The sequence below is a fragment of the Trujillonella humicola genome (assembly GCF_046233715.1).
GTDB lineage: Bacteria > Actinomycetota > Actinomycetes > Mycobacteriales > Geodermatophilaceae > Trujillonella > Trujillonella humicola.
This window is the reverse complement of sequence record NZ_JBJNRJ010000013.1, coordinates 69,879-89,332: the sequence shown is the minus strand read 5'-3', so window position 1 is coordinate 89,332 and position 19,454 is coordinate 69,879. Positions and strand designations below refer to the sequence as shown.

Genomic DNA, 19,454 nt, shown 5'->3' with positions numbered 1-19,454 from the left:
GCGTCAGCCCACCTGGAGGCTCAGCAGCAGCGCCCCGGAGTCGTGCAGCTCCACCTCGAACACCCCGGCAATGTCGGCGACGAAGGTGAGCACCGCCGGCTCCCCGGGCACCAGCTGGGCGGTGAGGTCGTAGCCGTGCAGGTGCAGCTCGTCGGGGGTGTCGCCGGTGACCGTCAGCGTCACCTGCTCACCCAGTCCGACGGGCACCCGGCCGGTGTCGCCGGAGACCTGCCCGCCGGTCACCTCGACGGCCAGCTGGGTGCCGGAGGGGGCCGGCGACGCGGCGGGGGACCGTTCCGGCGACCCGCCGGCGGCCGGAGCCGACGGCGCGGCGCTGCTCCCCGGAGACGCGGCCTCACCCGGCGAGGTGCCTGCGCAGCCGGCCAGCAGCAGGACGGTGGCGGCGAGCCCGGCCGCCACCCCGGTCCGGGCGCTCACCGGCGGCCCGCCCCGCTGGGCACCGGCCCCTCGACCGGGGTGTCGGGGAACCGCTCGTCCGCGCTCCCGCGCCGGGAGTAGCGCCCCACGCCCCACGAGATGCCCGCGATCAGGGCCAGGGTGCAGGCGAGGACGACGAGGTTCGAGACCAGCCACAGCCCGCCCCCGGCCTCCTTCAGCTCCCGCTGCAGGACGTCGATCTCCGGGATCGCGCTGCGGGTCACACCGTCCTCGGCCGGGATCTCCTCGGCCGGGATGGCCGGGTCCTCGGGCAGGTAGATCGGCACGGCGTAGAGCTGGCGTCCGTCGTGGACGCGCAGCAGCGTCTTCCAGGTGCCGTGCAGCGGCACCGGCCCGGTCGTCCGGTAGGTGCCCTCGGCGGTGCGCTCGAGGTCCTCGACGACCAGGCCGTCGCCCTGCCAGGCGGTGATCTGCACCCACGCCGGGTCGTCGACCGCACCGGCCGGGCGCAGCTGCACCTGGATGTCGGCCGTGCGCGGGTCGGTGGTGACGTCGGTGATGGTGAAGGTGGCCTCGACGTCGTCGGGGACCGTGGCGACCAGCCCGTTGGCGACGCCGGCGCCCAGGGCCAGCACCGAGGTGACGACGACCGTGCGGGCGATCGCCGGACGCGGCAGCCGGCTGCGCAGGCCGAGGGCGAGCAGCGTGCCGAGCAGGCCACCGGCCACGCCGGCGAGCACGGCCATGAGCGTGCCCTCGACCAGGACGTCGCCGGTCCACGACAGCGTCTGGGAGACCTGCGTCCACCCCCACTCCGTCGGCGTGCCGACCGTGCCGATGAGCCCGCCGGCGACCCCGCCGAAGAGCAGCGGGCGCCGGGTCGGCGGCCAGGTCAGGGCGAGCAGCTCGACGACGAGCGCCGAGCCGAGGTAGAGCGGGAAGCCCGGCGTGATCTCCCCGAACACCGGCCCGACGACGACGGCGATGAGGCCCCGGACGACCAGGAAGAACGCCGCGGCCATCAGCGCGCCGCCCCTCCCCATCCACATCCGGGCGGCCACCAGGGCCAGTCCGGCGGCGCCGGCGATCAGGAACGGCTCGAGGACCAGGCGGAACTGCGGGACGTCGAAGTCGAACTCGCCCTGGAAGACCGACAGGCCCAGCAGCAGGCCGCCCATCGCCGAGCCCTGGCGCAGGAACCGGCCCGTTCGGCCGACCTCCCCGTCCCCGTGCGCCCGACCGCCGTGGCCCTCCATCTCCAGGACCAGCAGGCCCACGATCGACAGGCCGGCGCCCCCGATGAGCATCAGGTGGGTGGGTCCCCACAGCGTGACGTCCTGGCCGAACAACCGGTGCCAGACGTCGTCGAGGGGGAAGCCGAGCAGGGCGTAGAAGCCCGCGGCCGTGAGCAGGATGCCGCCGACGGGGACGTCCCAGCCCCGGACGAAGCGGACGGCGGCCGGCCCCGGTGTCACGTCCAGGGGCATCGCGCAGGCCAGCACGCCGCCGGCGAAGACGCCGAACAGGCCGAACAGGATGAGGTAGTGCGCCGGGTTGGCCAGCGGTCCCTCGTCGCGGCCCACCCCGATGTGCAGGGCGATGTCCCACAGCATGCCGAGCAGGGCGAGGAGCAGCGACAGGGTCGTGAGGACGGTCGGCAGCGCCACCCAGTCCGGCACGCCGGTCGCCCGCCCGAGGCGGCCGCCGACCCGGCTGAGGACGGTCGTGCGCCGGGTGCGGTGCAGGTACACCAGCCCGAGCAGCACGACGGTGAGCAGCACGCCGATGCCGGTAGCCAGGGCCACCTCGCCCAGGGCGGCACCCCCGGCGGGGCGGGTCTCGGCGGCGGCGAGAGCGGTGGACGGTGTCGTCGGCACGCAGGTATGGAACACCTGCTATGTGACATCGACAAGTGATACATGGAGCCCGGCGCTACCGTGGACCCCTCAGGAGGAGGTGGGGGAGGTGTCCGTCGGTGCGCCGGGCGTGCCCGAGGAGGAGGTCGACCGCGAGCTCACGGTCGACGAGCTCGCCGCGCGCGTCGGGATGACCGTCCGCAACGTCCGTGCCTACGCCGCCCGGGGCCTGCTGCCCCCGCCGCGGCTGGTCGGCCGGACCGGGTACTACGGGCGCCAGCACGTGGCTCGGCTGCTGCTGGTGCGCGAGATGCTGGCCGAGGGCTACCCGCTGACGATGATCGAGCGGACGCTGGCGCATGCCCCGGAGGCGGCCAGCTCCGCCACGCTGGCGCTGCACCGGGCGCTGCTGTCCCCGTGGCTGCCGCCGGAATCCGAGGTGATCTCGCCCGAGGACCTCGCCGCGCGGGCCGGGGTGGCGCCGGACGCGCGGGTCGTCGAGGAGCTCGTGCAGCTGGGTCTGCTGGAACGGCAGGACGACGGGATGCTCCGGGTGCTCGACCCCTCGCTGCTCACCGCGGGCCTGCAGGTCGTCGAGCTGGGGGTGCCGCCGTCGATCCTCATCGCGGCACAGGCCCGGGTCGTCGAGCACGTGCGGGCCGTCGCCGACATCTACGTGTCCATGTTCCTCGAGACCGGCTGGCGGGCCCAGCTCGACGGGGTGCCGCCGGGTGAGGAGCTGGAGCGGGTCCGGGGGCTGGTAAACCGGCTGCAGCCGGCTGCGGCGCAGGCGCTGCTGGCCGGGTTCCGCACGGAGATGGCGGCGCGCGTCCAGGACGCGCTGACCGAGGTGTTGCAGGGGATCGAGCAGCGCGGGCGGAGCTAGTCCCGGGCCGGCCCCGGTCGGTCCGGGCCGGGGTCGAGTCGCTCGTGCGAGCCGTCGAGCCGGGCGTTCTCGCGGACGGTGAGGCGGCGGTCGCGCACCACTGCGCCGACCACCACGGCGACCAGCACCGCCGCGGGCACGAAGAACCCGGCCGTCGCCACGAGACCGAGCCCGTCCATCGCGAGGACGGCGTCGGCGGTTCCTTCCACGACACCATGTGACACCGGACGATGTCACGTGTCAACCGGGGAGCCCGGGCCCTCAGTACGTCTGGCCGGCCACCCGGCACCCGCGGATCTCCGCGATCTCGGCGAGCATGTCCTGCAGGGCGTGCGGGTCGGCGGTCCGGCCGCGGTCGAGCTCGTAGCAGGCGACGATGTCGCCGGCCCGGGCCTCGCGGACGCGCAGCAGCACCTGCTCGACGGTCTCGCGGACCGACACGTGCGTGCCGTCCACGAGGAACACCACGGTGTCCGGCGTCGTCTCGACCCGCTGGATCGCCGCGGGGTCGATCCGGCACGGTTCACCCGTGCGACGCGTGAGACCGATCATGGCGGTCCTCCTGCTGGGCGGGGCCTCGCACCCCGATGGCGCCCTTCCGTGGGCAGGGAAGGGATCGACGTGCCGGCGTCGGTCCTTGAGCCGAGCCGGCACCGAACCCGCCCGGCCGGGTGACCCCGCTCACCCCCGCGGGGCGACGCCGTTGTCCGGGAGGCGGTGAGGGGTGCCGTCGCAGCGGCTGGCGTGGGTGGCCGGGGTCGTCGCGGCCCGGGCGGGGGAGCGGGTGCTCGAGGTCGGCTGCGGTCACGGGGTGCTGGTGGACCTGCTGGCCGGCCACGGGTGCGAGGTGGTCGCCGTCGACCGGTCGGCGACGATGGTGGCCGCCGCCGCCCGGCGGAACCGGGCCGCGCTCGCGGCCGGTCGGGTCCGGCTGCAGGCGGTGCCCCTGCTCGACGCCGACCTCGGTGAGCGGCCGTTCGACGTGGTCGTCGCCGTCGACGTCCGGGCCTTCTGGACTCCGCCGGCTCCGGAGTGGGACGTCGTGGCCCGGGTGCTCGCCCCGGGCGGGCGGGTCGTCGCCGGGTTCTCGGTGATGCGGCCCGGCGCCGAGGACGGCGTCGCCGCGGCGGTCGGCACGCTCGCCGGGCCGCGCGGTCTCGCCGTCTCCGCGCTCCGCCACGGGGACACCGCACCCCTCCCCACGGCAGCGGTCGTGCTCACCCGAAGGGGGGAGGCCGCCACGGCGCCGGTCAAGCGGGAACCCGGCGGGGCCGATCACCCGGTCAGGTGACGCGGCCCGCGCCACCACCGCATCCACCGGGACGGGAGGAACACGTCGTGGCCGAGCAGTCCGTGCTGGTCGTCGAGGACACCGAGGAGATCCGCGAGCTCGTCGTCACCGTGCTGGGCCGGGCCGGGATGGACGTGCGCGCGGTGGGGACCGGTGCCGAGGCGCTCGCCGAGGTCCGCCGGTCGGCCCCCGACGTCGTCGTCCTCGACCTCGGCCTGCCTGACGCCGACGGCACCGAGGTGTGCCGCCAGATCCGCGCCGAGTCCGAGTGCTACGTGCTGATGCTGACCGCGCGCGCCGAGGAGGTCGATCTGCTGGTCGGCCTGGCCGTCGGCGCCGACGGGTACATGTCCAAGCCGTTCTCCCCGCGCGAGCTGGTCGCCCGGGTGCAGGTGATGCTGCGTCGTCCCCGTGTCGCCCCGGCCGCCCCCGCCGCGCCGGTGGAGGAGTCGGTGCGCCGGCTGGCCGAGCTCGAGGTGGACGAGGACAGCCGCGAGGTCCGCGTCGACGGCGCCGTGGTCGACCTGACCCGCACCGAGTTCGACCTGCTGGCGGCGCTGGCCTCGCGGCCGGGCCGGGTGCTCCAGCGCGAGACGCTGCTGCGCGAGGTCTGGCAGACCGACTGGGAGGGCAGCGTGCGCCTGGTCGAGGCGCACATGTCCAACCTGCGCCGCAAGCTGCAGGCCGCCGGGCTGAGCACGCCGGAGATCAAGACCGTCCGCGGCGTGGGCTACCGCCTCGTCGCCTGAGACCGCAGACGTCAGCGGGCCCGGACCTCGACCGAGGTCCGGGCCCGCTGCCGTCGGCGCTCAGCAGGTGACGACGTTGCTCAGGTTTCCCGACGCCGTCCAGCCGTAGCTGGTCAGTGTGACCATCGACAGCCGGGCGCCGAGGTCGACGACGCTGGCGTCGTAACCGTCGGAGTAGTTGTTGGCCGACGCCGCGGCCGTGCCGATCGGCACCGCGACGCCGCCGTTGAGGAACGCCGTCATCTGGTAGCCGGTGATGCCGGGGCTGTTGCTCCGGTTCCACCGGGCCGTGGCGGTGAGCCAGGTGTCCTTGATCGTCCGCGTGAGGGTGTACTGCCCCCACGTCGGGCTGTTGTCGGTGCGCACCGTGGTGTCGCTCTCGACGTTGCTGTTGGAGTTCGCCGTGGTCCGCGTCTCCTGGTAGCTCAGCTGCGCGTTCGTGGAGCTGTCGAAGACCCGGCGGATGGTCGTCGTCGTGGTCACGCAGGAGGTCTCGACCCGGACGTTCGTCGGGCCCTGGACGGTGAGGGTGCCGATGGCCGGCTGCACGGCGGTCGCGGCGCTGTCGCTGAACAGGGCGTTGGCCGGCAGGGAAGCGCCGATGAGGGCGGCGACGGTGAGGACGAGCAGGAGCACGCAGCGGCGGGTGCGGGTCATGGCTCGGTCTCCTCTCTCTGGTGCTCGGGTGGTCGGGCGGCGGGGGGTGCCGGCGACAGGGACGACTCTGCTGGGGCGACCGCGGGATCCCCTCGCGTCTCCCGCAAGGGATCCGCAAGATCCGGCGGTCAGGCGCGGGACGGCTCGCCGGTGGCGGCGTCGGTGCCGGGGCCGGCGTCCTCGTCGCGGACCGGCCGCCAGATCGCGAGGAGCATCCAGCCGGCCAGCAGCGCCGGGGCGCCGTACACCAGGACCTTGTTGACCAGCGGGTCGCGCAGCGCGGCGATGGCGTTGCCGACCTCGGGGACCACGGCCACCATCCGGTAGGCGGTGTCGCCGCTGAGGACCGCCGTCCACGGGTCGGCCGCGTCGTTGGCGTCACCCTTCGTCTGCACCGAGACGGTGCCGTCGGCCGAACGCTGGACGTCGATGACGCGGTGGGTGACGACGCGGTGGTCGTCGATCGGGATGTGGTAGCTGATGACCATGCCGACCTCGACGTCGGCGACGTCCATCGGGACGGAGACCACGACGTCCCCGGGCTCGATGCCCGGCGCCATGCTGCCGGTGAGCATGGTCATCGTCCGGTAGTCCAGGACGTGCGGGCCGATGGCCAGGCCGAGCAGCGCGACGACCGCCGTGGCCACGAGGCCCCGCAGGGACCAGCGTCCGGCGAACCGGACGGCGCGGCGCAGCAGGCCGGGGCGGGCGGTCGCGGGGGCCTGCGCGGCCGGAGCCGGCGCGGCGGCTGCCTCCGGGGCGCGGGCGGGGAGGACGGCGGTCATGGCGTGGTCTCCAGGATCTCGGCGGGACGTCGCGTCAGGGGGCGTCGGTGGGCGTCAGCGGGCGGCGGCGGCGCGCTGGGTGCCGGTGAAGACGAGGCTGAGCGTCGAGGACTTGCCCTGGAAGGCGTTGTCGGCGGCGGTGGGCAGGCTGATGGTGAAGGTCAGGTGGTCGGTGCCGCCGGGGTTCAGGCTGTTCATGCCGGCCAGGGTGCGGTTGCCGACGACCGGGGTGGTGCCGAGGTCGGTGACCGTGCCGCCGCAGGTGTAGACAGGCGCGGCGGAGGTGCCGCCCTGGGTCCACGGCTGGCTGCAGGACCGGACGCCCAGCTGCAGGCCGTTGGTGGTGTTCGTGGTGAGGATGCTCGAGACGGTGGCGGTGGTGGACAGCGTCACCGAGGACAGGGCCGAGGTGCCGCTGTTGGTCAGGGTGACCGCGCGGGTCAGCGAGTCGCCCGGGACGAAGCCGGAGGTGGTGGCCGGGATGGCGTAGCCGGGGTTGGTCAGGTCGATGTCGACGGTGCCCGACGCCACCTGGGTGGTGATCGGCGTGGTGGAGTCGGTGAAGGTGCCGAAGGTGCCCAGGCCGGCGACGGCGGCGGTGGCGCCGAGGACGCCGAGCGAGCCGACGATCTTGCGGGCGGTGCGGGACTTGGCGGTGGTGGCCATGGTGGTCTCTCCTGCGGGGTGGGCCGGGGCGGGGTGTCCCGGCTGGCAGGAACGACTCTGAGCCGCGAACCGCAGGGCACCCGCCCGCGTTCCGCAAGGCTTCCGCAATGCTCGCCCCGCCTCACCGCGCCGACTTCCCGCCGAAGTGGCCACTTCGGCGGACATGGCCGCGTCGGCGGCCCGCCGAAGTGGCTACTTCGGTGGTCGTGGCGGCGTCGGCGGCCCGCCGAAGTGGCTACTTCGGTGGTCGTGGCGGCGTCGGCGGCCCGCCGACGTGGCCATGTCGGCGGGACGTCAGCCGGTGGCGAGGTCCAGCAGCCGGTCGACGAGCTCGTGCGCGAGGACTCCCCGGCGGGCGTCGGCCGCGATGGCCCGGCACAGCTCGGCGACCTCCGGGTGCCCCAGCTGGGCGCTGGTGCCGGCCAGCGTGGTGGAGGCCGAGGCCAGCGCCGGTGCGTCCCCGGCCCGGGCCCCGGCGTCGATCGCCGACAGCCGGTCGGGCAGGGCGCCGGCGTAGAGGTCCTGGAGCCGGGCGGCGAGGGCGGCGTCCACCCCGTCGTCCCCGCCGTGCTCCTCGACGGGACGCTGCGCGGGAGCCTCGGTGAGCCGGCCGAGCACGAAGCGCAGCAGCGCCTGCGGGTCCACGGGGGCGGGCAGGACGGCGAGCGCCCCCGCGGCGCTCCCGGCCTCCCGCACCGCGGCGGTCATCGTGCGGGTGGTGCCGACCAGGTGGGCGCGGCTCCCGGCCAGCCGCATCCGGCGCAGCAGGGCCGGACCGTCGCCACCGGCCAGGTCGAGGTCGGCCACGACGAGGTCGAGGTCGGTGGTGCGGGCCAGGCGCAGGGCCTTGCGGACGTCGCCGGTCTCGCGGACGAGCCAGCCGGCCGTGCCGAGCAGAGCGGCGAGCCGGTCCCGGTCGGCGCCGGCGCCCACCACCAGGGCGGTCAGCACCGGGGACCTCCCGAGGGCTCCCCGGCGGCCGCGTCGACCGCGCAGACGGTCGCCGGGTCGGCCGGGCGGTCGGAGGCGGCGCCGGCCCACGCCGGCAGGGTGCTGGTCAGGACCAGCGCGAGCAACAGGCCCGGCACGGTCAGCGAGCGAGCGGTCGAGGGCCTCACCGGATCGCCTCCGGGGTGATGTCGTCGCGGTCGTCGCCGCGGGTGGGCCGCCAGATGCCCACGAGCATCCAGACACCCAGCGCGACCGGCACCAGCTGCACGAACAGCGTGCTGAGGGTCGGGTTGCGCAGCGCGGTGATGACGTGCCCGATCTCCGGGACGACGGCCTGCACCTGGTAGGCGGTGTCGCCGGTGAGCACGGCGGTCCACGGGTCGGCCGCGTCGTTGGCGTCGCCCTTCGTCTGCACCGAGACGGTGCCGTCGGCCGCGTGCTGGACGTCGATGACGCGGTGGGTGACGACGCGGTGGTCGTCGATCGGGATGTGGTAGGTGATCACCATCCCCTCGGTGACGTCCTCGACGTCGAGCGGGGTGCTGACCACGACGTCCCCGGGCTCGATGCCCGGCGCCATGCTCGCGGTGAGCATGGTCATCGTGCGGTAGTCCAGGACGTGCGGGCCGACGGCCAGGCCGAGGAAGGCCAGGACGGCGGTGCTCACCAGCATGCGCAGCGACCAGCGGCCGGTGAAGCGGAGGAGCGCGCGGACCGGGCGGCGCCGGCTGCGGGCCGGGCCGGGCACGGGCCCGCCCGTGGGCGGCGCCAGTGCTGCCCGCGGAGCGGGGAGGACGGCGGTCATGACAGGTCTCCGGCGGTCTCGTCGTCGGGTCGTCGGCTGTCGGCGGTGCTGCGGGATCAGCGGGCGGCGGCGGCGCGCTGGGTGCCGGTGAAGACGAGGCTGAGCGTCGAGGACTTGCCCTGGAAGGCGTTGTCGGCGGCGGTGGGCAGGCTGATGGTGAAGGTCAGGTGGTCGGTGCCGCCGGGGTTCAGGCTGTTCATGCCGGCCAGGGTGCGGTTGCCGACGACCGGGGTGGTGCCGAGGTCGGTGACCGTGCCGCCGCAGGTGTAGACCGGCGCGGCGGAGGTGCCGCCCTGGGTCCACGGCTGGCTGCAGGACCGGACGCCCAGCTGCAGGCCGTTGGTGGTGTTCGTGGTGAGGATGCTCGAGACGGTGGCGGTGGTGGACAGCGTCACCGAGGACAGGGCCGAGGTGCCGCTGTTGGTCAGGGTGACCGCGCGGGTCAGCGAGTCGCCCGGGACGAAGCCGGAGGTGGTGGCCGGGATGGCGTAGCCGGGGTTGGTCAGGTCGATGTCGACGGTGCCCGACGCCACCTGGGTGGTGATCGGCGTGGTGGAGTCGGTGAAGGTGCCGAAGGTGCCCAGGCCGGCGACGGCGGCGGCGGCGCCGAGGACGCCGAGCGAGCCGACGATCTTGCGGGCGGTGCGGGACTTGGCGGTGGTGGCCATGGTGGTCTCTCCTGCGGGGTGGGCCGGGGCGGGGTGTCCCGGCTGGCAGGAACGACTCTGAGCCGCGAACCGCAGGGCACCCGCCCGCGTTCCGCAAGGCTTCCGCAATGCTCCCGCCGCCTCGCCGCGCCGACTTCCCGCCGAAGTGGCCACTTCGGCGGACATGGCCGCGTCGGCGGCCCGCCGGAGTGGCTATTTCGGCGGGACGGGGGTCAGCGGGGGAGGGTCAGCGTGAAGGTGGTCCCGTGGCCCTCGGTGCTGGTGACGTCGATCGTGCCGCCGTGCGCGGTGGTGATGGCCCGGGTGATCGACAGGCCCAGGCCCACCCCCGTGACCGCGTGCCGGCGGGCGGTGGAGGCGCGGAAGAACGTCGTGAAGAGCTGGTCGAGCTCGGCGGCGGGGATGCCATAGCCGGTGTCGCTGACCGCGATCCGCGCGACGGGTTCCGCCCCTGAGCGCTCGAGCTCGGTGAACGTCCCGTCGGCGTCCTGCCAGCCCGCGCGCAGCGCGAGGGTGACCCGCCCGCCGGCCGGGGTGAACTTCACCGCGTTGGAGACGAGGTTGTCGCACGCCTGCCCCAGCCGGACGGCGTCCCCGCGGACGACGACCGGGCCGGCGGGCAGGTCGAGCAGGAGACGGACCTCCCCGGCCGCGGCGGCGACGCGCGCGGTCTCCTCGGCGGCCCCCAGCACGCCGGCCAGGTCGACGTCCCCGGGCTGCAGGGTGAAGCGGCCGGCCTCGACCTGCGCGGTGAAGAGCAGGTCGCCAACCAGCCGCAGCAGCCGCTGGGCGTTGCGCTCGACGGTGCCCAGGTAGGAGCGCTGCTCCTCGGTGAGCGGCTGGTCGGGGTCGTCCAGGACCAGCTCGAGGTAGCCGAGGATCGAGCTGAGCGGGGTGCGCAGCTCGTGGCTGATCAGGCTGACGAACTGGTCCTTGAGCCGCTCGCTCGCGCGGACCTCGGTCATGTCCGTGCCGACGAAGTTCCACCCCGCGTGCCCACCGGAGTCGTCGGTCCGGGGGGTCACGGCCACCGAGACGGTGCGCTCCTCGCCCGTGGCCGTCACGTACGTCCAGTCCCGGACGTCGCGGCCCTCGGCCTGAGCCACCCGCACGAGCGCGGCCAGCCCGCCGCCGGCCTCGGCCAGCTCCCCGGGCAGGTGGAAGTCGGTGATCCGGCGGCGGCGGACGACCTCGGCCCGCGGCACACCGAGCAGCTTCTCCGCGCCGGGGTTCCAGACGCGGACGACGCCGTCGACGTCGGTGCCGATGATCGACTGCTCGGTCACGGCGTCGATGACGCTGGTCATGGTCCGGGCGCGCGCGGCGAGCATCCGGGTGGCGACCTCGAGCTCGACGTCGCGGTGCTGCATCCGGTCGCGCAGCCGGTCCCGCTCGTCGGTCAGCCGGGCGACCTCGGCCCGCAGCAGCGCCACCTCCTCGGCCGGCGCCGCCTCGACCGCGGTCACGCCCGAACCCGCGCGGTCAGCTCGCGGACGCGTTCGACGAGCCCGGCGACGGTGAAGGGCTTGGCCAGGTAGCCGTCGGCGCCGGCGGCGAGACCTCGGGCGACGTCCTCGGCGGAGGCGCCGGCCGACAGCAGCAGGACGCGGACGCCGGCGGTGGCCGGCTCGGCGCGCAGCGCGGCGCAGACCTCCAGGCCGGTGGCCCCGGGCATCGAGACGTCGAGCACCGCCAGGTCGGGCACCTGCTCGCGGGCGGCGGCGAGGGCCGACGCGCCGTCGGCCACCTCGGCGACCACGGTGCACCCGGCCCGCCGGACCGCGACCCGGACCAGTCCCCGGATGTCGTCCTCGTCGTCGGCGACGAGCACGCGGGGTGCCGTCTGCTCCACGGTGGTGCTCCCGTCGGTCGGTGGTCCTCCACCGTCGACGTCGGCGTCCCGGGGGCGCGCCTGCAGCTCCGCGCCGCCGTCCTCACCCGTCCAGGTGACGCGCCGCAGACGCACAGCGCGCCCCGCAGGGGAACCCGGCGGGGCGCGCTGTGGACCGGTGGGTCAGGAGCTGGAGGACTGGCTCTGCACCGTCTGCTTGGACTGCTGGGCCTGGCCCTGGACGTCCTGCGCGGCCGACTGGCCCTCCTGCTTGACGGTCTGCGCCGCGTCGGTGGCGGTCGCCTTGACCTCCTCGACGGCGTGCTGGGCGACCGGCTTGAGCTCCTCGCCGATCTCCTGCGCCGCCTGCTTGGCCGGGGCGAGCAGGGTGTCCTTGTTCTCCCGCAGCGCGGTCTCGGCCTGCTGGGCCAGCTGCTGCTCCTTCTCGGTGGCCGGCAGCAGGCTGGACACCAGCCAGCCGACACCGAAGGCGATCAGCCCGGCGGCCAGGGGGTTGCCCTGGGTCTGGCGGACGATCGTGTCCGGGGCCTGCTGGACGGCCGAGGCCGCCTGCTGCGCCGCGCCCTGGACGGTGTCCGCCGCGCTGGACGCGGCGCTCTGCACCGAGCCCGCGGTGTCGGACGCTGTCCCCTGGACCGTGCCCATCGCGTTCTGGGCGTGGTACTGGGCCGACGAGGTGGTGTCGTAGGCGGAACCCATCACCTTCTCCTTGGCTCGGGTGAAGCGGCCCTTGGCCGCGGTGACCCGCCGGTCCATGACCCGCGCGGGGTTGACCTTCTCGTTGAGGGCGTCGACGTCGTAGCTGAGCTCGCGCCGGGTCTCCTCGATCTGCCGGCGGATGACGTCCGGGTCGTTGCTCGTGGTCATCTCTGGTCTCTCCAGGGTGTGTGGGGGCCGGGGGCCGCTGGTCAGTTGGGCTTCAGGGCGCCGGGCACCTGCGAGAGGGTGTCCACGGTGCGCTCGGGCTTCGGGTTGACCCGCTGGAGCTGCTTCTTGCCCAGCACGAAGGCGACGGCGCCGACGATGCCCCAGAGGACGGCGACGATCAGGGCCGACCAGCTGTGCCCCACCAGGTGGTAGAGCGCCCACCAGAGGGCGATGGAGAGGAACAGCAGCACCATGTAGCCGGCGAAGCCGGCGGCGCCCATCAGCCCGGCGCCCCTGCCGGCCTTCGTCGCCTCGGCCTTGACCTCGACCTTGGCGAGCTCGAGCTCCTGGCGCATCAGGGTGGACAGGTCCTTGGCGACCTCGCCCATCAGCTGGCCGACCGAGGTGCCCTCGACGTCGGGGCGGCCCTCCACCGTGGTCGGCGTGCCCATGTCCCCGGAGACCGGGGCCCCGGAGTGCGCCCCGTACTGCTCGGGGTTCACGGCGTAGTTGGCCTGGGGTTCGCCGTAGCCGGGCGAGCTGCCCACCGGCGTGGCGCCCGAGTAGGGGGTCGACATGGCTCAGACCACCCCACCGGGACGGCGGGCCGGGTCGTCCCAGCCCGCCGGGGTGGTCGGCGAGACCGGGCCGCCGGCCGGCGGCACCGTGCCGTACGGCGGCGGCGGGACGGGCGCGCCGCCCGTCGTCCCGTAGGTCTCGGTCCCGTAGCCGGTGGTGGCCTCGGAGTAGGGGCCGGTCGTCTCGTAGCCGGAGTAGGCCGGTGCCGGGTCGACGTAGTTGGCCGGGGCGCGGTGGGTGCCGCTGGAGCCGGGGCCGGAGTCGGTGTGCGCGGCCTTGACACCGCTGGTCAGCCGTCCGGCGACGACACCGGCCAGCGCCGCGCCGAGCAGGAAGGTGCCCGGCCTGCGGCGGGCGAAGGAGCGGATGTCGTCGAGCAGGTCGGCCGGCTGGCGGTTCTGCAGGGCGTCGGCGAACTGCTGGAGGGTGCCCGCACCCTGCCGCACCAGGTCGGCGGCCGGCCCGGGTGCGGGGGCGTTGCCCGCGGCCATGCCGCGCAGCGCGTCCGCGAGGCCGGCCAGGCTCTGCCCGGCCTTCTGCTGCTGGGACACGACCTGCTGGCGCAACTGGTCGCGGCCCTGGGCGATCACGTCCTCGGCCTGCGCCCGGGTCTCCTGCACGACCTCCTTGGCCTGGTCGGCGGCGGTCGAGGCGACCTGGCTCGCACCCTCCGAGGCGGTCTGCCCGACGTTGCGCGCCTCGTCCTTGGCGACGTCCGTCGTCGACGGCGAGCCGCCGGTGGAGGGGGTGGTCGAGGGGTTGGTGGCGCCCGACCCCGTCGTGGGGGGCGGGGGCGGGAACGGGGTGTCGATGGAGTGGGTCATCGGTCCTCCTCGGCGATGGTGGTCGTGGTTCAGCGCTGCTCGACCGCTCGGCGACCCTCGGTCGGAGCGCGCGGCCGGCCGCGTCCGTGCGGACCCGGGTCAGGCTCCAGCCGGTCGCGTCGCCGCGACCGGGGCGCGGGGTGGGAGGCCGGTCGGCGACCCCGCGGTGGGCGCCGGCCCGGTTCTCCCACCGTTTCTGAGTGGGGCCACCGGCCTGCGGTTCTGCCGGTACCCGCCCCTTTACGGCCGAAACAGCGCCGACGGCGTGATCGAACTCGGGCGCCGAGTAAGGTGAGCCTCACCTTCGTCGACTGGAGAGCCGCCATGGCCGACCCCACCCCGCGCCGCCGGCGCGTCGCCCGCCAGGCCACCGTGGTCCGCACCGAGCGGGTCACGCCGCACCTGGTGCGGGTCGTCCTCGGGGGCGAGGGGCTGGCCGGGTTCGCGCCGGTGCACACCGACTCCTACGTCAAGCTCGTGCTGCCCCCGCGCGGGGCGCCGTACGCCGCGCCGTTCGACCCCGACGCCGTCCAGGCCGAGCAGCCGCGGGAGTTCTGGCCGGCCACGCGCACGTACACCGTCCGCCGCTGGGACCGGGCCGCCGGCGAGCTGACCCTGGACGTGGTCACCCACGGCGACGAGGGGCTGGCCGGGCCCTGGGCCACCGCGGCCGTCCCCGGCGACGCCGTCGTCCTCTTCGGGCCCGGCGGGGCCTACACCCCCGACGCAGGTGCGGACTGGCACCTGCTGGTGGGTGACGAGAGCACGCTGCCGGCGATCGCCGCCTCGCTCGAACGGCTCCCCGCCGGCGCGCGGGCGTTCGCCTTCGTCGAGGTCGCCGACGCGGCCGAGGAGCAGGCGATCGACCTGCCCGAGGGGGCGGAGCTGACCTGGGTGCACCGCGGGGACGGCGCTCCCGGCGCCGCCCTGGTCGCGGCCGTGCTGAGCGCGCCGCTGCCCGACGGCGCCCCGCAGGCGTTCGTGCACGGTGAGGCCGGCGCGGTGCGCGAGCTGCGCCGGTGGCTGCGCGGCACCCTCGCCGTCCCGCGCGAGCTGCTGTCGGTCTCGGGCTACTGGCGGATCGGGCGCACCGAGGACCGCTGGCAGGCCGAGAAGCCGGAGTGGAACGCCGCGGTGGAGGCCGAGGAGGACAGCCTCCCCGTGTGAGTCACCCCCGCCAGGGGAAGGCGGGCGCGCGACGCTCGCCGAAGGCGGCGACGCCCTCGGCGAGCTCGCCGGCCGCGATGGTCTCGGGGTACCACCGGGCGGCCTCGCGGCGGCCGTCGCCGCCGGCGAGCAGCGCGGCCACGACCTCCTTGGTGGACCGCTGGGTCAGCGCCGAGCGCGACGCCAGCACGCCGGTGAAGCGGCGGACCTCGTCCTCCAGCTCACCGGCCGGGAGCAGCCGGTCGACCAGGCCGGTGCGCAGGGCGGTCGGGGCGTCCACCAGCTCGCCGCTGTACAGCAGGAAGCGGGTCAGGCCGGGGCCCACGAGGTCGAGCAGCGTCCTGGTCGACTCCGGGGTGTAGACGACGCCGACCTTGGCGGGGGTCACCCCGAAGACGGCGGTCCCGTCGGCGAAGCGCAGGTCGCAGCAGGTGGCCAGCTCCACCCCGCCGCCGATGCAGTGCCCGCGGACCATGGCGACGGTCGGCTTGGGGAACTCCCGGAGCGCGGCCTGCGCGGCGAGGTTGTCCCGGCGCAGCGCGGCCATCGGGTCGTCGGCGTCCGGCCCGCCGAGCAGGTCGGAGATGTCGGCCCCGGCGCAGAAGCTGCTGCCGGCGCCGGTGACGACGAGCACCCGGACGGCGGGATCGGCCGCCGGTCCCTGGAGCACCTGCGGCAGGTCCCGCCACATGCCCGCGGTGAGCGCGTTGCGCTTGGCCGGGCGGTCGACGGTGAGGACGGCGACGCCGGGACCGAGGCCGTCCGGGGTGAGGGTGAGGTGCTCGGCCGTGGAGTGCTGGGTCACGGGCACATCCTCACGCGCCCGCGTCGGCCCTCCTGCAGGGGCCCGCGCGGGGCCTGCGAGGTGTGGGGGGCGAGGGGGCCTTCAGCCGAGGTCGTCGGTGGCGAAGGTGTCGCACTGCCGGGGGTCGCCGGTCTCGTAGCCGGTGGTGAACCAGCGCTGCCGCTGCTCCGACGTGCCGTGGCTGAAGGTGTCCTGGTCCACCGTGCCCCCGCCGAGCTCCCGCTGGATGAAGTCGTCGCCGATCCGGCCGGCGGCGTCGAGCGCGCGGTCGATGTCGTCCGGGGTGATCTCGGCGATGAGCGGCTCGCCGGAGTCGTCGGGCACGGTCTCGGCGTGGTTCGCCCACGCGCCGGCGTAGCAGTCGGCCTGCAGCTCCAGCCGCACCGTGCCGCTGAGCGGGCCCGTCTCCCCGGGGGTGACCTGCCGGTTGGTGCCGAGCAGGTTCTGCACGTGGTGGGCGTACTCGTGGGCGATCACGTAGGCGTTGACGAACAGCCCGCCCTCGGCGCCGAACTGCTGCTGCAGCGTCTCGAAGAAGGACAGGTCGATGTACACGAGCCGGTCGGCCGGGCAGTAGAAGGGCCCCGACCCGCTGGTGGCCCCGCCGCACGCGGTCTGCACCGATCCGGAGAAGAACACCGTCTGCGTCGGCTCGTAGCGCTCGCCGAGCACGCCGGTCCAGTAGTCCTGGATGGACTCGATGTCGGCCACGACGGCGCAGTCGACCGACTCGTTGGCGTCGGCACCGGTCCGGCACTGCTCGGCGAGCTGGCCGTCGTCGGCCGTCTGGCCCTCGCCGAGGGTGCTCAGCTGCCCCAGCGCGGCACCGGGACCGCCGCCGTCCCCACCGCCGCCGAGCACCTGGAACAGCACCAGGACCAGGACGCCGACCAGTCCCAGCCCACCACCGCCGACGGCCAGGCCGCGCCCGCCGCCCCCGCCCCGGCGGCGGTCCTGCACCCCGGACGTGTCCAGGCTGCCGCTCTCCCGGTACCTCATCGCTGGCGGTCCTCCCGGTCGGCGGGCACGCGGGACGGTGCTCCGGCCCGGGGGCACTGCCCCGGCGGGGCAGTGCTCATGCGCGCTCGGCGGCCGCCCCGCCGTCGGCCGGTGCCCGGGCCGGTTCGTCCCGGAGGAACAGGTACCAGTAGGACGTCGCCACGAAGATCACCGCGCCCACGAGGTTGCCCGCGCCGGCGAGCAGCCAGTTCAGCAGGGTGTCGTCCCAGCCGATCCCCTCGACACCGGCGAAGACCGCCGCCGGCAGGAAGAACATGTTCGCGACGACGTGGTCGAAGCCCATCGCGACGAACGCCATGATCGGGAAGAAGATCGCCAGGATCTTGCCCGCGATGCTCGGCGTCGCCAGCGACATCCACACCGCCAGGCAGACCAGCCAGTTGCAGCCCACGCCGCGCAGGAAGATCTCCCAGGCCGTGTGGCCCGACGTCTTGCCCTCCGCGATCTGGCCGAGCCGCTCGAAGGTCAGGGCGGCCGCGCCGGAGCTGTCGGCGTCGCCGATGACGCCGGTGGAGACGGCGAGGAAGTACGCCACGAACAGCGCGCCGAGCAGGTTGCCCAGCAGCACCAGGCTCAGGTTGCGGCCGACGTCCCCGATCGTGATCCGGCCCTGCATGGCGCCCAGCGGCACCAGCATCATGTTGCCCGTGGCCAGGTCGGACCCGGCGACGATCACGAGCACCAGGCCGAGGGTGAACGCCGCGCCGGTCCACAGCGTCGGCAGCGTCCCCCAGGTCTGCGGGTCCAGCCCGGCCGAGACCGTGATGGCGACCAGCGCGCCGAAGGAGATGTAGGCGCCGGCCAGGAACGCGCTGACCAGGACGCGGTCCCAGCTGCGGTGCACCTTCTTCGCCCCGGTCTCGGCCGCGGCCTGCGCGACCTCGGGCGGCTGCTTGTCGGTCATCCGGGCCTCCGGGACGGCGGCGGAGCGGAAGCGGTACCGCCGCGGACGGTATCGCCGCCGGCCGGCCTGCGCCTGCCGGCGGTGGACCGGCCGCGCCGGCCGCCGATCCGGTCAGCGGCGGCGGCGCCGGGTGCCGAACAGGCCGCGGGTGATCTCCCGCCCGAGCGCCGACCCGACCGACCGGGCGAAGGAGCCGAGCGCCTTCTCCAGCAGGTCGTCACCGGAGTTCCGGCGTCGGTGCGGCGCCGGCACCGGGCTGTCCATCTCCGGCCACGGGCTCGGCAGCGGAGGCAGCGGGTCCGGCTGCAGCGGCCCGGGTTCCGCCTGCGGGACGGGCGCCGGCGGCGCCAGGCGGGCGGCCAGCAGCTCCCGTGCCGACTCCCGGTCCACGGGCGCGCCGTAGCGCGGGAGCAGCGGTGAGGCGGCCACGGCGGCGGCCAGCTCGGCCGGCTCGACCGTCCCCATGTGCGAGCGCGGCGCCCGCAGCACCGTCCAGGCCAGCGGTGTGGGGGCGCCGCGCTCGGAGAGCACGGTGACGGCGGCCTCGCCGGTGCCCAGCGAGGTGAGCAGCGTGGCGACGTCGTAGTCCTCGCTGCGCGGGAACGTCTTCACCGTCCTGGCCAGTGCGTCGGCGTCCTCGGGGGTGAACGCCCGCAGCGCGTGCTGGACGCGGTTGCCCAGCTGCGCGAGCACCGCCCGCGGGACGTCGGTGGGGTTCTGGGTCACGAAGAAGATCCCGACGCCCTTCGAGCGGATGAGCCGCACGGTCTGGGTGACCGCCTCCAGGAAGGCCCTGCTCGCACCGGTGAACAGCAGGTGTGCCTCGTCGAGGAAGAAGACCAGGCGCGGCCGGTCGAGGTCGCCGACCTCCGGCAGCTCCTCGAACAGCTCGGCCAGCAGCCACATGAGGAACGTCGAGAACAGCGCCGGCCGGTCCTGGATCGCCGGCAGCTCGACCGCGCTGATCACCCCGCGGCCGTCGGCGGCGGTGCGGAGGAGGTCGGCGGGCTCGAACTCCGGCTCGCCGAAGAAGACGTCCCCGCCGAGGTCCTCCAGCGCGACCAGCTGGCGGAGGATGACGCCCGCGGTGGCCTTGGACAGCCCGCCGAGCCCCTCCAGCTCCGCCTTCCCGGCCTTGCTCGTCAGCCAGGTCAGGACGGCGCGCAGGTCGGCGAGGTCGAGCAGCGGCAGGCCCACGGCGTCGGCGTGGTGGAAGACGAGCCCCAGGGAGCTCTCCTGGGTAGCGTTCAGGCCGAGCACCTTGCTCAGCAGCACGGGGCCGAAGTCGGTCACCGTCGCGCGCACCGGCACGCCGGTGCCCAGCCCGCCCAGCGCCAGGTACTCCACCGGGAAGCCGGTGGAGGTCCAGGTGTCGCCGGTCGCGGCGACGCGTTCCCGCACGCGGTCGCCGTCGGCACCGGGCCGCACCAGCCCGGCGAGGTCGCCCTTGAGGTCGGCCACCACGACCGGGACGCCGGCCGCGGACAGCTGCTCGGCCACCAGCTGGAGGGTCTTCGTCTTGCCCGTGCCGGTCGCGCCCGCGATGAGACCGTGCCGGGTGAGCATCGCCAGCGGCAGCCGCACGCGTGCGCCGGGGTGCGGGCGGCCCTCCAGCACGACCGCGCCCAGCTCCACCGCCGGCCCGGTGGACGCGTACCCCGCGGCGATGCGCTCCGCGGCGTCCTGCGCCGGATCGGTCGGCTCGCTCACCGGGCGACGGTAA

The 19,454-nt window shown here is 75.1% G+C and carries 24 protein-coding genes; 4 read left to right on the top strand and 20 right to left on the bottom strand.

Features of this window, described 5'->3' with window-relative positions:
- Window positions 1–3: 3 nt before the first annotated feature.
- Complete coding sequence (locus ACK586_RS09640; protein WP_409330255.1) at window positions 4–438, bottom strand: cupredoxin domain-containing protein; 435 nt, start codon at window positions 436–438, stop codon at window positions 4–6.
- Window positions 435–2,276, bottom strand: a complete 1,842-nt coding sequence (locus tag ACK586_RS09635) for a hypothetical protein (protein ID WP_409330254.1) — start codon at window positions 2,274–2,276, stop codon at window positions 435–437. The genes ACK586_RS09640 and ACK586_RS09635 overlap by 4 nt, the downstream gene beginning before the upstream one ends.
- An 88-nt stretch (window positions 2,277–2,364) precedes the next feature.
- Between ACK586_RS09635 and ACK586_RS09630 the strand changes: the two genes are divergently transcribed.
- A complete protein-coding gene (locus tag ACK586_RS09630) occupies window positions 2,365–3,141 on the top strand; it encodes a MerR family transcriptional regulator (RefSeq protein WP_409330253.1) in 777 nt (258 codons plus the stop codon).
- Here the strand turns inward: ACK586_RS09630 and ACK586_RS09625 are convergent.
- Window positions 3,138–3,350, bottom strand: coding sequence for a hypothetical protein (locus ACK586_RS09625; RefSeq protein WP_409330252.1), 213 nt, complete (start codon window positions 3,348–3,350; stop codon window positions 3,138–3,140). The genes ACK586_RS09630 and ACK586_RS09625 overlap by 4 nt on opposite strands.
- Before the next feature lie 52 nt (window positions 3,351–3,402).
- Window positions 3,403–3,693, bottom strand: coding sequence for a flagellar FlbD family protein (locus tag ACK586_RS09620; RefSeq protein ID WP_409330251.1), 291 nt, complete (start codon window positions 3,691–3,693; stop codon window positions 3,403–3,405).
- 172 nt (window positions 3,694–3,865) lie between these two features.
- Here ACK586_RS09620 and ACK586_RS09615 point away from each other — a divergent pair, with 172 nt between their 5' ends.
- Together ACK586_RS09615 and ACK586_RS09610 are read left to right on the top strand one after the other, a co-directional pair.
- Window positions 3,866–4,432, top strand: a complete 567-nt coding sequence (locus ACK586_RS09615; RefSeq protein WP_409330250.1) for a methyltransferase — start codon at window positions 3,866–3,868, stop codon at window positions 4,430–4,432.
- A 47-nt stretch (window positions 4,433–4,479) separates the two neighbouring features.
- Complete coding sequence (locus ACK586_RS09610) at window positions 4,480–5,181, top strand: response regulator (protein ID WP_409330249.1); 702 nt, start codon at window positions 4,480–4,482, stop codon at window positions 5,179–5,181.
- A gap of 60 nt (window positions 5,182–5,241) precedes the next feature.
- Here ACK586_RS09610 and ACK586_RS09605 read toward each other — a convergent pair whose 3' ends face one another.
- From ACK586_RS09605 to ACK586_RS09550, 12 genes are all read right to left on the bottom strand, one after another.
- Window positions 5,242–5,838 carry a hypothetical protein gene (locus ACK586_RS09605; RefSeq protein WP_409330248.1) on the bottom strand — a complete coding sequence of 199 codons (597 nt, stop codon included), beginning with the start codon at window positions 5,836–5,838 and terminating at the stop codon, window positions 5,242–5,244.
- 128 nt (window positions 5,839–5,966) lie between these two features.
- Window positions 5,967–6,623, bottom strand: coding sequence for a signal peptidase I (locus ACK586_RS09600; RefSeq protein WP_409330247.1), 657 nt, complete (start codon window positions 6,621–6,623; stop codon window positions 5,967–5,969).
- 54 nt (window positions 6,624–6,677) lie between these two features.
- Entirely contained in the window at window positions 6,678–7,289 is a 612-nt protein-coding gene (locus ACK586_RS09595) for a TasA family protein (protein ID WP_409330246.1), read from the bottom strand.
- Between the two features lie 294 nt (window positions 7,290–7,583).
- Window positions 7,584–8,240, bottom strand: a complete 657-nt coding sequence (locus tag ACK586_RS09590) for a response regulator (protein ID WP_409330245.1) — start codon at window positions 8,238–8,240, stop codon at window positions 7,584–7,586.
- A complete protein-coding gene (locus tag ACK586_RS09585) occupies window positions 8,234–8,407 on the bottom strand; it encodes a hypothetical protein (protein WP_409330244.1) in 174 nt (57 codons plus the stop codon). The genes ACK586_RS09590 and ACK586_RS09585 overlap by 7 nt, the downstream gene beginning before the upstream one ends.
- Window positions 8,404–9,045 carry a signal peptidase I gene (locus ACK586_RS09580; protein ID WP_409330243.1) on the bottom strand — a complete coding sequence of 214 codons (642 nt, stop codon included), beginning with the start codon at window positions 9,043–9,045 and terminating at the stop codon, window positions 8,404–8,406. Before ACK586_RS09580 ends, ACK586_RS09585 begins: the two co-directional genes overlap by 4 nt.
- 56 nt (window positions 9,046–9,101) lie before the next feature.
- Window positions 9,102–9,713 carry a TasA family protein gene (locus ACK586_RS09575; protein ID WP_409330242.1) on the bottom strand — a complete coding sequence of 204 codons (612 nt, stop codon included), beginning with the start codon at window positions 9,711–9,713 and terminating at the stop codon, window positions 9,102–9,104.
- A gap of 212 nt (window positions 9,714–9,925) precedes the next feature.
- Window positions 9,926–11,179, bottom strand: coding sequence for a sensor histidine kinase (locus ACK586_RS09570; protein ID WP_409330241.1), 1,254 nt, complete (start codon window positions 11,177–11,179; stop codon window positions 9,926–9,928).
- Complete coding sequence (locus tag ACK586_RS09565) at window positions 11,176–11,679, bottom strand: response regulator transcription factor (RefSeq protein WP_409330240.1); 504 nt, start codon at window positions 11,677–11,679, stop codon at window positions 11,176–11,178. Before ACK586_RS09565 ends, ACK586_RS09570 begins: the two co-directional genes overlap by 4 nt.
- Window positions 11,680–11,727: 48 nt before the next feature.
- Window positions 11,728–12,432, bottom strand: coding sequence for a DUF3618 domain-containing protein (locus tag ACK586_RS09560; protein ID WP_409330239.1), 705 nt, complete (start codon window positions 12,430–12,432; stop codon window positions 11,728–11,730).
- Window positions 12,433–12,473: 41 nt separating this feature from the next.
- On the bottom strand, window positions 12,474–13,010 hold the full coding sequence (locus ACK586_RS09555) for a phage holin family protein (RefSeq protein ID WP_409330238.1): 537 nt from the start codon (window positions 13,008–13,010) through the stop codon (window positions 12,474–12,476).
- A gap of 3 nt (window positions 13,011–13,013) precedes the next feature.
- Window positions 13,014–13,835 carry a V-type ATP synthase subunit E family protein gene (locus ACK586_RS09550; RefSeq protein WP_409330237.1) on the bottom strand — a complete coding sequence of 274 codons (822 nt, stop codon included), beginning with the start codon at window positions 13,833–13,835 and terminating at the stop codon, window positions 13,014–13,016.
- Window positions 13,836–14,126: 291 nt separating this feature from the next.
- Between ACK586_RS09550 and ACK586_RS09545 the strand changes: the two genes are divergently transcribed.
- Window positions 14,127–15,002 carry a siderophore-interacting protein gene (locus ACK586_RS09545; protein ID WP_409330236.1) on the top strand — a complete coding sequence of 292 codons (876 nt, stop codon included), beginning with the start codon at window positions 14,127–14,129 and terminating at the stop codon, window positions 15,000–15,002.
- 1 nt (window position 15,003) lies between these two features.
- Here the strand turns inward: ACK586_RS09545 and ACK586_RS09540 are convergent, their stop codons facing one another.
- The 4 genes from ACK586_RS09540 to ACK586_RS09525 form a co-directional block, all read right to left on the bottom strand.
- Window positions 15,004–15,807: an enoyl-CoA hydratase/isomerase family protein gene (locus tag ACK586_RS09540; RefSeq protein ID WP_409330235.1), complete on the bottom strand. Its 804-nt coding sequence runs from the start codon at window positions 15,805–15,807 to the stop codon at window positions 15,004–15,006.
- A gap of 81 nt (window positions 15,808–15,888) precedes the next feature.
- Window positions 15,889–16,806, bottom strand: coding sequence for a KPN_02809 family neutral zinc metallopeptidase (gene ypfJ / locus ACK586_RS09535; RefSeq protein ID WP_409330234.1), 918 nt, complete (start codon window positions 16,804–16,806; stop codon window positions 15,889–15,891).
- 76 nt (window positions 16,807–16,882) lie between these two features.
- The gene (locus tag ACK586_RS09530; RefSeq protein ID WP_409330233.1) at window positions 16,883–17,731 is read right to left on the bottom strand and encodes a formate/nitrite transporter family protein; all 849 of its coding nucleotides are present in this window, start codon (window positions 17,729–17,731) and stop codon (window positions 16,883–16,885) included.
- Window positions 17,732–17,842: 111 nt separating this feature from the next.
- Entirely contained in the window at window positions 17,843–19,441 is a 1,599-nt protein-coding gene (locus ACK586_RS09525; RefSeq protein ID WP_409330232.1) for a helicase HerA-like domain-containing protein, read from the bottom strand.
- Between the last annotated feature and the right edge of the window lie 13 nt (window positions 19,442–19,454).

Excerpts from the sequence above, each read along its gene's own strand:
- ACK586_RS09620 (WP_409330251.1), bottom strand. The coding sequence starts at position 3,693 with ATGATCGGTCTCACGCGTCGCACGGGTGAACCGTGCCGGATCGACCCC.
- ACK586_RS09605 (WP_409330248.1), bottom strand. The coding sequence starts at position 5,838 with ATGACCCGCACCCGCCGCTGCGTGCTCCTGCTCGTCCTCACCGTCGCC.
- ACK586_RS09600 (WP_409330247.1), bottom strand. The coding sequence starts at position 6,623 with ATGACCGCCGTCCTCCCCGCCCGCGCCCCGGAGGCAGCCGCCGCGCCG.
- ACK586_RS09595 (WP_409330246.1), bottom strand. The coding sequence starts at position 7,289 with ATGGCCACCACCGCCAAGTCCCGCACCGCCCGCAAGATCGTCGGCTCG.
- ACK586_RS09580 (WP_409330243.1), bottom strand. The coding sequence starts at position 9,045 with ATGACCGCCGTCCTCCCCGCTCCGCGGGCAGCACTGGCGCCGCCCACG.
- ACK586_RS09575 (WP_409330242.1), bottom strand. The coding sequence starts at position 9,713 with ATGGCCACCACCGCCAAGTCCCGCACCGCCCGCAAGATCGTCGGCTCG.
- ACK586_RS09560 (WP_409330239.1), bottom strand. The coding sequence starts at position 12,432 with ATGACCACGAGCAACGACCCGGACGTCATCCGCCGGCAGATCGAGGAG.
- ACK586_RS09555 (WP_409330238.1), bottom strand. The coding sequence starts at position 13,010 with ATGTCGACCCCCTACTCGGGCGCCACGCCGGTGGGCAGCTCGCCCGGC.
- ACK586_RS09550 (WP_409330237.1), bottom strand. The coding sequence starts at position 13,835 with ATGACCCACTCCATCGACACCCCGTTCCCGCCCCCGCCCCCCACGACG.
- ypfJ (WP_409330234.1), bottom strand. The coding sequence starts at position 16,806 with ATGAGGTACCGGGAGAGCGGCAGCCTGGACACGTCCGGGGTGCAGGAC.
- ACK586_RS09530 (WP_409330233.1), bottom strand. The coding sequence starts at position 17,731 with ATGACCGACAAGCAGCCGCCCGAGGTCGCGCAGGCCGCGGCCGAGACC.